The sequence below is a fragment of the Lysobacter korlensis genome, assembly GCF_042434515.1.
In genome coordinates this window covers 748,740-762,046 of record NZ_JBHLTG010000002.1, presented here as the reverse complement: position 1 = coordinate 762,046, position 13,307 = coordinate 748,740, and the positions used below count along the sequence as shown (strand labels likewise).

The 13,307-nt window shown below is 71.6% G+C and carries 10 protein-coding genes; 7 read left to right on the top strand and 3 right to left on the bottom strand.

Going from position 1 to position 13,307, the window contains the following annotated elements; all coding sequences use genetic code 11:
• Window positions 1–3: 3 nt before the first annotated feature.
• The 3 genes from ACFFGH_RS13035 (at window position 4) to ACFFGH_RS13025 (ending at window position 5,499) form a co-directional block, all read left to right on the top strand.
• Window positions 4–759 carry an SDR family NAD(P)-dependent oxidoreductase gene (locus ACFFGH_RS13035; protein WP_386668902.1) on the top strand — a complete coding sequence of 252 codons (756 nt, stop codon included), beginning with the start codon at window positions 4–6 and terminating at the stop codon, window positions 757–759.
• Window positions 756–2,534 carry a D-apionate lactonase family protein gene (locus ACFFGH_RS13030; protein ID WP_386668900.1) on the top strand — a complete coding sequence of 593 codons (1,779 nt, stop codon included), beginning with the start codon at window positions 756–758 and terminating at the stop codon, window positions 2,532–2,534. Before ACFFGH_RS13035 ends, ACFFGH_RS13030 begins: the two co-directional genes overlap by 4 nt.
• Window positions 2,535–2,658: 124 nt before the next feature.
• Entirely contained in the window at window positions 2,659–5,499 is a 2,841-nt protein-coding gene (locus tag ACFFGH_RS13025; RefSeq protein ID WP_386668898.1) for a family 78 glycoside hydrolase catalytic domain, read from the top strand.
• Between the two features lie 19 nt (window positions 5,500–5,518).
• Here ACFFGH_RS13025 and ACFFGH_RS13020 read toward each other — a convergent pair whose 3' ends face one another.
• Both ACFFGH_RS13020 and ACFFGH_RS13015 read right to left on the bottom strand, forming a co-directional pair.
• Complete coding sequence (locus ACFFGH_RS13020) at window positions 5,519–6,052, bottom strand: hypothetical protein (RefSeq protein ID WP_386668896.1); 534 nt, start codon at window positions 6,050–6,052, stop codon at window positions 5,519–5,521.
• A 130-nt stretch (window positions 6,053–6,182) separates the two neighbouring features.
• Complete coding sequence (locus tag ACFFGH_RS13015; protein ID WP_386668894.1) at window positions 6,183–7,628, bottom strand: serine hydrolase domain-containing protein; 1,446 nt, start codon at window positions 7,626–7,628, stop codon at window positions 6,183–6,185.
• Between the two features lie 256 nt (window positions 7,629–7,884).
• On the opposite strand from ACFFGH_RS13015, the gene ACFFGH_RS13010 reads away from it, so the two are divergent.
• The 4 genes from ACFFGH_RS13010 (at window position 7,885) to ACFFGH_RS12995 (ending at window position 12,226) form a co-directional block, all read left to right on the top strand.
• Window positions 7,885–8,895 (top strand): LacI family DNA-binding transcriptional regulator, encoded by a 1,011-nt coding sequence (locus ACFFGH_RS13010; RefSeq protein WP_386668892.1) that lies wholly within the window; start codon window positions 7,885–7,887, stop codon window positions 8,893–8,895.
• A 105-nt stretch (window positions 8,896–9,000) separates the two neighbouring features.
• Complete coding sequence (locus tag ACFFGH_RS13005; RefSeq protein WP_386668890.1) at window positions 9,001–10,182, top strand: Gfo/Idh/MocA family protein; 1,182 nt, start codon at window positions 9,001–9,003, stop codon at window positions 10,180–10,182.
• Complete coding sequence (locus ACFFGH_RS13000) at window positions 10,182–11,339, top strand: dihydrodipicolinate synthase family protein (protein ID WP_386668889.1); 1,158 nt, start codon at window positions 10,182–10,184, stop codon at window positions 11,337–11,339. Before ACFFGH_RS13005 ends, ACFFGH_RS13000 begins: the two co-directional genes overlap by 1 nt.
• On the top strand, window positions 11,336–12,226 hold the full coding sequence (locus tag ACFFGH_RS12995; protein ID WP_386668887.1) for a sugar phosphate isomerase/epimerase family protein: 891 nt from the start codon (window positions 11,336–11,338) through the stop codon (window positions 12,224–12,226). The genes ACFFGH_RS13000 and ACFFGH_RS12995 overlap by 4 nt, the downstream gene beginning before the upstream one ends.
• On the opposite strand, the gene ACFFGH_RS12990 is transcribed toward ACFFGH_RS12995, so the two are convergent.
• The gene (locus tag ACFFGH_RS12990; RefSeq protein ID WP_386668885.1) at window positions 12,190–13,269 is read right to left on the bottom strand and encodes a trans-sulfuration enzyme family protein; all 1,080 of its coding nucleotides are present in this window, start codon (window positions 13,267–13,269) and stop codon (window positions 12,190–12,192) included. The two genes, ACFFGH_RS12995 and ACFFGH_RS12990, sit on opposite strands and share 37 nt — an antisense overlap.
• Window positions 13,270–13,307 lie beyond the last annotated feature (38 nt).

Below are 13,307 nucleotides of genomic sequence, written 5' to 3'. Positions count from 1 at the left end.
CTCATGCCGCAACGACTGACTGGCAAGACGGCGCTCGTCACCGGAGCGGCCGCCGGAATCGGCAAGGCGGTCGCCGACCGCTTCGCGGCGGAGGGTGCGCGCGTGATCTACGCCGATCGGAACGAGGCCGGCGCCGCTGAGGCGGCAGGCTCCGCCCCGGACCGCCGCCCGGTCGCGATGGACATCTCCGACGAGGCCAGCGTCGAGCGCGCGTTCGCGGAGCTCGGCGAGGCGGGATGGCGCCCCGATGTTGTCGTCGCGAACGCGGGGGTCCAGCTCTTCGGGCACGACGCGAAGGCCGCGGACCTCGATCTCGAGGTGTGGAAGCGCACGCTCGACATCAACCTCACCGGCACCTTCCTCACGCTCAAGCACTCGGTCCGGTCGATGCTCGAATCCGGTGGCGGGTCGATCATCGTCACCGGCAGCCCCACCGCGCTGAACGGCGAGGGCAACGAGTTCACCGCCTACAGCTCCTCGAAGGCGGGCGGGCATGGACTCGCCCGAGCCGTCGCGGCCGCGTACGCCAAGGACGGCATCCGGGTCAACATCGTCGTTCCCGGCTACACCGAGACGCCGCTCGTGACCGCCATCAGCGACGACCCGGAATCGCGGGCGGCCATCATCGGCCGCATCCCGCTCGGCCGTGCAGGAACGCCGCGCGACGTGGAGGGCATCATGGTGTACCTGGCGAGCGATGACAGCGCCTTCGCGACCGGCGCCGAGTTCCGGGTGGACGGCGGGATGACGACGCTGTGACGGAGCCGGCTGCCGACCTGACGGAGTACGAGGCCGCGGAAGCCGCGTGGGGGCATTCCGAGATACGGCCCGAGCGGTGGCTGTGCGGCCCCTGGGCGATGGAGCGTCGCGGCGACGAGCTGGCCGACATCGCGTTCGACGGGAGCCCGGTGCTCCGCATGATCCGCGCGGTGGTCCGGGACCGGGACTGGAACACCGTTCCCGTCTCCGTCGAGGCGGCCGAGCACGCCGAGGACGGCCTCCAGCTGCAGCTGCACTTCGAGGGCTTCGGCGGTCGGTTCGAAGGGTCGATGACCCTGCGTGCCGACACCGGCCAGCTCCAGGTGCGGCTCGATCTCGAGGCGCTCCAGGACTTCGAGCGAAACCGCATCGGCCTCGTGGTGCTGCACCCGCCTGGCGTCGCCGCGGCGAAGCTCACGGTGGGGCATCCCGACGGCTCGGCCACCGAGACCTCGTTCCCCGAACGCATCGCACCGCACCAGCCGGCCATGGACATCGCGACGCTCGGCTGGTCGCTCGATGGGGTCGCGAGCGAGGCCCGATTCTCCGGCGAGGTGTTCGAGATGGAGGACCAGCGCAACTGGACCGACGCCTCGTTCAAGACCTACAGCACGCCGCTGAGGCTGCCGTTCCCCGTGCTGGTCCGGGCGGGGGAGCGGATCCAGCAGGCGATCACGCTCCGCTCCGCCCGCGTGGCACCCCCGGCCTCTGAGCCGACCCCCGGCATCGTCACGTTCCGCGAGTCCGGCCAGACCGTGCCGGAGCTCGCGGTCGGCGCGTCGACGGCCGCTGGACCGGTGCCGGATGCGGCGCGGACGGCCCCGGGCGGCGCGATCCTCGTCGAGCTCATCGTGGCAACGCCGAACTGGCGGGCGGCCCTGGAGCGAGCGGTCGACGAGGCCGACGGGCGCCCACTCGACGTGCGGATCGTGGCGGCGTCGGCGGGCGAGGTGGAGTCGGCCCTCGACGTGCTCGCCGGATCGGCTCCGCCGCTGACCCGCCTGAGCGTCTACTCCCCGCACACCTCGGTCAGCGAGCCGGACCTGTGGGCAGCGCTTCGCGACGGTGCGCGCCGACGTGGGGTCCGGGCGGACCTGCTCGGCGGCGCCAGGTCGCACTTCACCGAGCTCAATCGCCGGCACCAGGACCTCCCGCCCGACCTTCCGGCGCTGACCTTCAGCATCACGCCGGAGATGCACGCCACGGAGCGTTCCCAGCTCGTCGAGTCCATCGCGATGCAGCGACTGGTCGCCGAGAACGCGGTCCGCATCGGGGCGGGACGGCCGGTGCACATCGGGCCCGTCACGCTGCGTGCCCGCTACAACGCGGTGGCGACCACCCCGCTCTCCGCCGGGGGCGATGCGACCGTCGATCGCGGCTACGGCGCCGAGCTCGTGCCCGAGGCGACCGATCCACGGCAGCGGTCCGGCGCGTTGGCGGCGTGGACCGTCGCGAGTGCGGCGGCGCTGGCGGTGCAGGGCGTCGCGAGCATCGCCTACTTCGAGAGCTGGGGTGCACGCGGTGTCCTGGACCAGCGGGGCGAGCCGTATCCGGTGGCCGGCGCGCTCCGCGACCTGGCCGAGCTCGCCGGCAACCGGCAGCTGGACGTGAGCGGTCTGCCCCCGGGGATCTGGGCGCTCGCGGCTCGCACGCCCGCCGGCGTGATCGCACTGCTGGCGAACCTGCGCTCGACCCCGGCCGGGGCGCAGGTGCAGGGAGCCGGCGCCGTCGAGCTGGCCCCGCTGTCCTATGTTCGGCTGGCGCTTCCCGCCTGACCCGGCACAGCGGGCGGCACTGCGCTCGAATGGTGAACAGCAGTTAACATTGTCGGAGCGCCGCTGAGCCTTCGAGGGTCTCCTGCCGCGCCCATCCCTGGACTGCTTCGACGATGAGGACGACATGACCGAACCGAACGCGCCCCGCGTCTCCCGCACCTGGCTCGAGCACCGCGGCAACCCGGAGTTCCTGGCGGTCCCGTCGCCGCGGATCTCGTGGCAGGTCGAGTCCGACGCCGACGGCTGGACGCAGCGGGCCGTGCGTCTCGACCTGCGGCGCGACGGCCGCGAGGCCGAGGAGGTCTTGCTCGACGGGCGCCGGTCGCAGCTCGTGGAGTGGCCGTTCCCGCCGCTCGACCCATACGGCAGCGCGCGGCTGCGCGTCTCGGTGCAGGGCGCCGACGGGGTGTGGAGCGAGCCGTCCGCGGAGCTGACGGTCCGCACCGGACCGCTCGCCTTCGAGAACTGGCCGGCGCGGTTTCTCGCGTCGCCGACCCCCGAGGAGAACAGCCGCCGGTCGACGCGCTTCCGGACCGTGATCGACGTGCCGGAGGGCGTGGTCGAGGCCACCCTGTCCGCCACGGCCCACGGCGCGTACGAAGCCGTGCTCAACGGCTCGGTCGTCGGCGACGTGGTGCTCACCCCCGGATGGACCGCATACCAGGCGCGACTGCTCGTGCAGACCTTCGACGTGATCGACCTGCTGCGGCCCGGACGGAACGTGCTCGGCGCCACCGTCGGCGAGGGGTGGTACCGGGAGCGCTTCGGGTTCAACGGCTACTTCGAGGTCACCTACGACGGGCCCGTGGCGCTCGCAGCGGAGCTCCGACTGCGGTTCGCCGACGGCTCGGTGCAGATATTCGTCACAGACGGCTCCTGGACCTCGGGCGACGCCGGTCCCGTCGTCGCGTCGAGCATCTACGACGGTGAGACGTACGACGCCCGGCGTGAAGATGACGCCCTCACCGATCCCGACGCAGACTTCCCCGACGCGCATCCGGTCCGGGTGCTCGACGTCGACCCGGGCAAGCTCCGGCCCGCCTCCGGCCCGCCGGTCCGCCGCCTGGAGACCCGGGCGGTTCAGGACGTGATCGTCACACCGTCGGGCAAGACGGTGCTCGACTTCGGCCAGAACGTCGTCGGCTGGGCCGAAATCGATGTGCCGGCCAACGGCGGCGCCGAGGTGACCCTCCGTTTCGCGGAGGTGCTCGAGGACGGCGAGGTCGCGATGCGGCCGCTGCGCAACGCCAAGGCCACCGACGTCTACATCGCCACCGGGCGCCCGGCGTCGTGGAGCCCGCGGTTCACCTTCCACGGCTTCCGGTACGTCGAGGTGTCCGGCTGGCCGGGCGAGCTGGAGCCCGCCGCCGTCCGGGCGATCGTCGTCGGCAGCGACCTCGAGCTGATCGGCGACCTCACCACGAGCGACCCGCGGCTGAACCGGCTCGTCGAGAACGTCCGCTGGTCGATGCGCGGCAATTTCCTCAGTGTGCCGATGGACTGCCCGCAGCGCGACGAGCGGCTCGGATGGACCGGAGACCTGCAGATCTTCGCGCCGACGGCGGCGTTCCTCGCCGACACGACCTCGTTCCTCGGCTCGTGGCTGGAGGATCTCGCAGTCGACCAGCACGACGACGGCAACGTTCCCATGGTCATCCCGGACTCCGTGATGGTCGTCTCCCCGCCCGCCGCGGCATGGGCCGACGCTGCCGTGCTCGTGCCCGAGACCCTCTACCGCGCGAGCGGCGACCGGGGGCTGCTGGAACGGCAGTACCCGTCGATGCGGAAGTGGACGGAGCTCGAGATCCGGCTGCTCGGCGATGACCTGCTCTGGACCGGCGGCTTCCAATGGGGCGACTGGCTCGACCCCACCGCTCCGCCGGAGAACCCCGGGGAGGCGAAGACCGACTCGGACATCCTGGCGACCGCGTGGGCGTTCCGCTCGCTGAACGCCATGGCGAACGTGGCGGGCATCCTGGGTGAAGCGGAGGATGCGGCGCGGTACGCGGACCTGGCCGAGCGCGTCAGGGGCGCGTTCGTCGCTGCCTACGTCACCCCGTCGGGCCGGATGGTGTCGGACACCCAGTCTGCGTATTCCGTTGCGATCGCGTTCGGGCTGATCACGGATCCGGAACAGCGGCGGTTCGCGGGGAACCGCCTCACGGACCTCGTTCGCGCGGGGCAGTTCCACATCCGCACCGGGTTCATGGGGACGCCGTACGTCTGCGAGGCGCTCACCGTCACCGGACACCTCGACGTCGCGTACCGGCTCCTGCTGCAGGACACGCTCCCGAGCTGGCTCTACCCGATCAGCATGGGGGCGACGACGACCTGGGAGCGCTGGGACAGCATGCTGCCCGACGGCCGGGTGAACCCAGGCTCGATGACGTCGTTCAACCACTACGCGCTCGGGGCGATCCTGGACTGGATGCGACGGGCGATCGGCGGCATCGCGGCGGGGGAGCCGGGCTACGCGGTGTCCGACATCGCACCGCTGCCCGGCGGCGGACTGACGTCGGCTCGGGCCTCATTCGAATCCGGCTACGGAACGATCGAGAGCGAGTGGCGGATCCAGGGGAACCGCCTGGTGCTTGACGTCGCCGTGCCACCGAACGCGGAGGCGCGTGTCACGCTGCCCGGGCAGGCGGCAATCGCCGTGGGCAGTGGCCGCCACCGGTTCGAGGCGCCCTACGCCGAACCGGAAGTCCGGGAGCCCGCGCCGCTGAGCCTGGAGTCTCCGCTGGCGGACTTCGCCGACGACCCAGAGGCGGTGAGCGCCCTGCGCGCCGCGATCCGCGCCGTCAGCTACATCGACCCCGCGGGCTGGACCAGCGGTGGCAAGTGGCGCCCGGACAGCCGGCTCATCGACATGCTGAACATGTTCCCCCTGGAGCATGTGCCGGCGGTCCAGGCGGCGATCGACGAGGTGAACGCCCGGCGCGGCTTCTCGCCCACCGGACCCTGACGGGCGAAGCGCGACCCGTTCAGCGACGCGCGGAGGCGAGGAGCTCCTCGAGGTCGTCGTAGAGCGCGGCGAGCCGCTCCTGGTGCAGCATCATGGCATCCGGCTCCGGGGCCTGGCCAGGAAGCGGTCCGAGCGAGACGGCGGCCACCACCTCGTCGAGCGCCTGCTCACGCGCCTCCGAGATGAGCATCGCGATGTGGTTCTCATCCGCGCTGAGCGTCCGCAGTCTGGCGGCGAGGCCGCGGAGCACCTTCTCGCGACGGTCGAGCAGGTCGGCGTCGATCAGCCGGTAGTCGTCCTGGAACAGCGCGCGGCCCTGCCGCTTGATCGCCCGCTCTCGCTCCACCAGCACGCGGTCGGCGTCCGAATCCGTCTCGTTGGCGAGATTGAGCAGCTCCTCGCGCACGGCGGTCGAGTACCACGTGTGGTCGAACGCCTTGCCGTCGCGGAGGGTGCGGAGGATGAAAAGGTTCTTCAGTGCGAGTCGTGCGCCGGCGCACGCGATGAGCACCGCCTCGTCGACCTGCACGTCGATGCTGACGTCCGGAAGCACTCGGGGGGCAGGAAGCCGCCCGGCTCGCCGCCCACCCCGCGGCCATCTCAACGTCACGCCTCCAGCATCGCAGGGATTGCTCCCAGTGGGGTGAGCGTCGGGCGGAGCGCGCGTGCCGAGCTCAGGATCGTCAGCGCAGCGGACGCGGCGCCTGCAGCTCGCGGATGCGGGTGTCCGGGCCGCTGAGCGGCGGGGGAGTCCAGCGGGCGACGGCCTCGCGCGTGCCGGGATCGAGCTCGAACTCGAGCCGGTGCGGGGTCTCCATCATCAGCACCGAGAGATGCAGGCGCCCGTTCCGCCATCCGCCCGTGACCGCGATCGGCGGCCGCCCGTCCGCCTCGCCGACATTCCAGCCGGATCCGTCGAGACGGGCCTCGGCGGCGACGAGGCCGTCCTCGACGAGCCGCACGCGCCAACCGTCGCCGTCCGCGGCGAGGTCGACCGCTTCGACCACCGGGCCCTCCGGCGAGTGAAGGACGGCGTACCCGCCTGCCGGGTCTGCACCGTCCGGCGGCGCAGCGGGTCCGTCGGCAGTCGGCAGGCGCAGTCCGGTCAGGCGCTCCGCGAGCCGGGCGTCCGCGTCCGGACCGGCATCGCCGGGATCCTCCGCCATGGCCGGCAGCAGGTGCGTCCAGACGGCGTCGAGGACCGACTGCATCGCCTCCGTCGACGCGGTCGTCGCGAGCACGACGTCCTGCTCGGGGAGGATCACGCAGAACTGCCCGAACGCCCCGTCTCCGCGGTAGCCGTGCCGGGCGTGCCACACCTGGAACCCGTAGCCGCATGCCCAGTCCGGGCTCCCCTCTCGCGGGGTGTCGATCCAGCGGGTGGAGACCTGCTCCACCCAGCCCGCGGGCAGCAGCTGCTCGCCGTTCCAGCGTCCTCCGTCCAGATACAGCTGGCCGAGCTTCGCGATGGCTTCGGTGGTCGCGTAGAGTCCGCTGAACCCGATCGATCGCCCGTCGGGATGCGACTCCCAGCCCACCGACGGGATGCCGAGCGGGTCGAACAGCCGCGGACGCAGGTATCCCACCAGATCCGTGCCGGCCCGACGCTGCAGAATGGCGGCGACCGTGTAGGTGCACGGCTGGCTGTAGGCGAAGATCGTGCCCGGCTCCTGCTCGGGCTCGTGCAGCAGGAACCCGCGCACCGGCTCGGCAGGGTCCGTCTCCAAGGCGACGTCGAGCATCTCCTGCGTGTGGCCGCTCGACATCGCCGCCAGATGCCGCACCCGGATCGACCGCGCCCGCGGCGTGACGATCTCCTCGGCGAACTCCGGGAACGCGTCCACGACCAGCTCGTCGAGGTCGAGCAGTCCCTCGTCGACGGCGAAGCCGAGCGCCGTCGCCGTGAAGGTCTTGCTGAGCGAATAGAGCAGGTGCGGCCGCTCCGGGGTGAACGGCGCCCACCAGCCGGCGGCGATCACCTGCCCGTGCCGCAGCAGCATCATGCTGTGCGGCTCGATGTCGGGGTCGCGCTCGAGCGCATCGAGGAACGCCTCGATGCCGCGGGCGTCGACGCCCTGGCTGCTCGGAGTCGCCCGGGGGAGTCGGCCAGGTTGCAGGGCGTGCGTCATGCATCCCGACGCTAGCGTGCCGACCCGACAGTGTCGGTGCGCACTCAGCTGGCACCGGTTCGACGCGCTGGCCGATTCGGAGCGGCCGGCGGATCTGCGGGTCTGCGGGTTGGCGGGTCTGCGGGTTGGCGGGTCTGCGGGTTGGCCGGTCTGGGGTTCCGCGGGTGAGATCGGTCAGGTCGCGGGGAAGGCGCTTCCCCGCCACTCTGGCTAGGCTCGCAGACGAGACCTTCCAGCTCGAGCCTTGGGGAGACGTGTGAACCCGACCACGCTGCACGATGTCGCCCGGGAGGCGGGCGTCTCGCTGGCGACCGCCTCGCGGGTCGTGAACGGAAGCGCCCGGAAGGTGGCGGAGGAGTACCGCGAGCGGGTGATGGCCGCCGCGAAGAAGCTCAACTACACGCCGAACCTGTCTGCGCAGGCCGTGGCACGGGGCACGTCGAACACGGTCAGCCTCATCGTGGCCGACATCGCGGACCCGTACTTCTCCACGATCGCCGCGGGCGTGAACCGGGCGGCGGAGGAGGAGGGCCTCATCGTCACGGTGGCAGTCACCGGGCGGAGCCCGCGCCGGGAGGTGGAGCTCGTCCGGTCCTTGCGAGCGCAGCGGCCCAAGGTGATGATCCTGGCGGGGTCCCGCTATGCCAAGGCGGATGAGAACGCGGAGCTGGCGGATGAGCTGGCGAGCTATGCAGGCCTCGGCGGCCAGGTGGTCTTCATCAGCCAGCGCGAATTCGAGTACCCGACGGTCGACATCCGGAATGAGGACGGCGCCAGGGACCTCGCGCGCTCCCTGTCAGACCTCGGCTACCGGCGGTTCGCCATCCTGGCCGGTCCCGCAGAGCTGATGACCGCGGCCCAGCGTGTTCGGGGATTCCGCGCCGGGCTGCAGGAGGCCGGCGTGACCGTGCCCGAGGCGAACATCATCCGCGGACCCTTCAGCCGCGACGGCGCCTACGACTCAATGAAGGCCCTCGTCGACCGCGGGCTCGACGACGTCGACCTCGTCTTCGGCGTCAGCGACGTGATGGCGATCGGGGCGATGACGGCGATCCACGACGCCGGGCTGCGTGTGCCGGAGGATGTGGCCGTCGCCGGGTTCGACGACGTCTTCAGCGCGGTCGATGTGATGCCGCCGCTCACCACCGTGCGCATCCCGCTCGAGGACGTGGGCGTCAAGGCCGTTCGGATCGCGCTGGGGCTCAGCGAGGAGCAGTCGGCCGTCGAGGCCGAGGTGGTGCTGCGGGGCAGCACGCCCGGCATCTAGCCCCGTCGGGCGATGCGTGCCCGATTCCGCCGTGCCGCCTTGCGACGGAAAACGCTTTCCTTTACGCTGGTTCCCGAGTCACCCACCGCATCAACGAGGAGCGTCATGCAATCGATCGGCATCATCATGAACGGCGTCACCGGCCGGATGGGATACCGGCAGCACCTGGTCCGATCGATCCTTGCGATCCGCGAACAGGGCGGCGTGCTGCTCTCGGACGGATCGCGGGTGCAGGTCGAGCCGATGCTGGTCGGCCGCTCCGAGGAGAAGCTCCGCGAGCTCGCGGAGAAGCACGGGCTCACCCACTACACGACCGACCTCGACGACGCGCTCGCCAACCCCGACTTCCCCGTCTACGCCGACTTCCTGGTGACGAAGGCCCGCGTCGCGGCCATCCGCAAGGCGATCGCCGCGGGCAAGCACATCTACACCGAGAAGCCGACCGCCGAGAGCTTCGAGGACGCGCTGGAGCTCGCCAGGCTGGCCGACCAGGCCGGCATCAAGCACGGCGTGGTGCACGACAAGCTGTACCTGCCGGGCCTGCAGAAGCTGAAGCGCCTCATCGACTCCGGATTCTTCGGCCGGATCCTGTCGGTGCGCGGGGAGTTCGGCTACTGGGTGTTCGAGGGGGACTGGCAGCCTGCGCAGCGCCCGAGCTGGAACTACCGCGCCGAGGACGGCGGCGGCATGGTGAGCGACATGTTCGCGCACTGGAACTACGTGATCGAGAACCTCTTCGGCCGGATCGAGAGCGTGTACGCGCAGACGGCGACGCACATCCCGGAGCGCTGGGACGAGAAGGGCGAGCGGTACGACGCGACCGCGGACGACGCCGCCTATGGCATCTTCGAGGTCGAGGGCGGCACGCTGGTGCAGCTCAACTCCAGCTGGGCGGTCCGCGTGAACCGCAAGGAGCTGGTCGAGTTCCAGGTGGACGGCACCCTCGGCTCCGCCGTGGTCGGCCTGTTCGGCTGCAAGATCCAGCCGCGGAACGCCACCCCGAAGCCGGTCTGGAACCCCGACCTTCCCGAGACGCACGACTACGCCGCCGACTGGATCGAGGTGCCGGACAACGAGGCCCACGAGAACGGCTTCAAGGTGCAGTGGGAGCAGTTCCTGCGCCACGTGCTCGAGGATGCGCCGTACTCCTTCGACCTGCTCGCCGGCGCGCGCGGCGTGCGGCTCAGCGAGGAGGGGCTCCGCAGCTCCGCCGAGGGCCGGCGCATCACGCTCGAGCCGGTCGAGGTCCCCGCCAGCGCTCCCGAGCTGCAGGCCGCGGGCCGCTGATGGACGTTCGCTTGCTGAAGGCGGGCGGCTCGGTCGAGCGGGTGAGGCTCGCCCCCCAGCCCGCGTACGAACCCCCCGCCTCACCGATCACCTCCCGGGTGGCGTATGCCGCGGCGCACGTGGTGCCGCGGCCGTGGGCCGAGAACGTGCCCGGGCCTCCGGCCGAGATCGACTGGGATGCCACGCTGGCGTTCCGCCGGCACGTGTGGTCGTGGGGGCTCGGCGTCGCCGACGCCATGGACACCGCACAGCGGAACATGGGGCTCGACTGGGCGGCGACGGCGGAGCTTATCCGGCGGAGCGCCACCGAGGCGAGGTCTGCCGGGGGCGACCTCGTCGTCGGCGTGAACACCGACCACCTCGCCGAGTCGTCCGTGTCGCTGGACGAGGTGATCTCCGCCTACCTGCACCAGCTCGAGGTCGCCGAGGAGGCCGGAGCCGGCGTGGTGCTGATGGCCTCCCGCCACCTCGCGCGCGCCGCGTCGAGCGCATCCGACTACGAGCGCGTCTACCGCGAGGTGATCGCGCGGGCCGGCAGTCCGGTCGTGCTGCACTGGCTCGGCACCGCGTTCGACGCGAACCTCGCCGGCTACTGGGGCTCGGACGATGTGCCGACGGCAACGGACACCGTGGTGCGCATCATGGGCGAGCACGCAGCCAAGGTGCGCGGGATCAAGATGTCGCTGCTGAACGCCGAGTCGGAGATCACCGTGCGCCGCCGGCTGCCGGACGACACCACGATGTTCACCGGCGACGACTACAACTACGTCTCGCTCATCGAGGGCGACGAGGTCGGGCACTCGGATGCGCTGCTCGGCGCCTTCGCCGCGCTCGCTCCGAGTGCGTCGGCGGCGCTGCAGGCGCTCGACCGCTCCGACAGCGAAGAGTATCGCCGCATCCTCGGCCCGACCGAGGCGCTGGCCCGCCAGATCTTCGCCGCCCCGACGCAGTACTACAAGACCGGCGTCGCGTTCCTCAGCTGGCTGAACGGCCACCAGGAGTCCTTCACCATGGTCGGTGGACTGCACTCGGGCCGGAGCCTGGTGCACCTGAGCGAGATCGTGCGCCTCGCGAACGAGTGCGGTGCGCTGGAGCGCCCGGAGCTCGCCGCGGCCCGCTGGCACGGGATGCTCGGACTGAACGGCATCTCCGCATGATCGCAGCCAGCTCAGCCGCCGGGCGTTTCTCCCTCAACCAGGCGACCGTGAAGCACGCCGACCTGGAAACCGCCGTCCGGGTGACCGCTGAGGCGGGGATCCCGTCGATCGGCCTGTGGCGCGAGCCGGTGGCCGAGCACGGCTTGGCGGCGAGCGTTCGGCTGGTCCGCGACGCGGGCCTGCGGGTCTCGAGCCTCTGCCGAGGCGGTTTCTTCACCGTGCCGGAGGGGCCGGACCGCCGGGCGGCGATCGACGAGAACCGCCGGGCGATCGAGGAGACCGCGACGCTCGGCGCACCGACGCTCGTGCTGGTCGCCGGGGGCCTGCCGGCCGGATCTCGGGACCTCGTCGGGGCACGTGCCCGAGTCGCCGACGCGCTCGCCGAGCTGGCGCCCGACGCCGAGGCGGCCGGGATCTCGCTCGCCATCGAGGCGTTGCACCCGATGTACGCCTCGGACCGCGCGGTGGTCTCGACGCTGAAGCAGGCGCTCGATTTCGCCGCGCCGTTCGCCCCGGAGGTCGTCGGCGTGGTCGTCGACACCTTCCACCTGTGGTGGGACCCGGAGCTCGCGGAGCAGGTGGCGCGCGCGGGTCGTGAGCGCCGCATCGCCAGCTACCAGGTGTGCGACTGGGTCACGCCCATCGCGGCCGACCCGCTGCTGAGCCGTGGCATCCCCGGCACCGGCGACATCGACTTCGAGGCGTTCAGCGCGCTGGTGCGGGACGCCGGCTACGACGGCGATGTGGAGTGCGAGGTCTTCCGGCAGGAGGTTTGGGAGGCGGATCCGGCTGAGGTCGCCCGGTCAGCGGCCGAAGCCTACGAGCGTCTCGTCCGCCCGCACCTGGATGCTCAGCCAGCGGAGAGCGCCGTGTCGAGGTCCCGGTAGAGGTCCTCGACGTTCTCGATCCCCACCGACAGCCGCACGAGCCCCTCCGGGATGGTCGGCGCCTCCGCAGCCCAGCGGCGACGGCGTTCGAGCGTGGACTCGACGCCGCCGAGGCTCGTGGCGTGCCGCCACAGCCCGGTGCGGTCGATGAAGGCGTCGGCCGCCTCACCCGAGGGCAGGACGATCGACACGATCGCCCCGAAGCCGGGGTAGCGGACCTCCGTCAGGGCGGGGTGGTCGTCGAGCCGGCGGACCAGCTCTTTGGCGGACGACTGGGCCCGCTCGAGCCGGACCGGCAGAGTGCGGAGCCCGCGGAGGGCGAGGAACACCTCGAGCGGCCCAGGGATGGCGCCGTTCAGCGACCGGCGCTTCTTGAGCCCGTCGTAGAGGCTCCCGCTGCCAGTGACGATCGCGCCCATCACCACGTCGCTGTGGCCTGAGATGAACTTGGTGGCCGAGTGCACGACGATGTCGGCGCCGAGCCCCAGCGGGCGCTGCAGCAGCGGCGTCGCGAATGTGTTGTCCACCACGGTCAGCGCTCCGGCGGCGCGCGCCGCGGCACTGATCGCGGCGATGTCGGCGAGCTCGAGGGCAGGGTTGGTCGGAGACTCGATCCACACCATCGCGGCATCCGCGGCGGCGGCCGTCACGGACGCCGTGTCGCCGATGTCGACGAGCTCCGCCCGGAGCCGGCCCCGCTCCTCGGCGTGGTTCAGCTGGCCGATCGTGCCCGTGTACGAGTGCCGCGGCGCGACGACCTTCGCACCGTGCGGGAGCAGGTCGAGCGTTGCCGCGATCGCGGCGATGCCCGAGGCGAACGCAAGGCACCGGCCATCCTCCAGGCCCCCGAGCGTCTCCTCGAACGCAGTCCACGTCGGGTTCCCATACCGGCCGTACTCGAGATCACCGCCCGCCGTGTAGGTGGACGCCAGGAGCACCGGCACGTTGAGCGGCTCGTCCGGCTCGCGGCTCGGCCGGCCGGCGGTGACCGCCCAGGTGTCGGGGTGGACGTTCGACGGCGACGCGTCGTGGGGGTTTCTCACGGAGGCAAGGATATTGGGCCGATCCGATGCGATTGCCG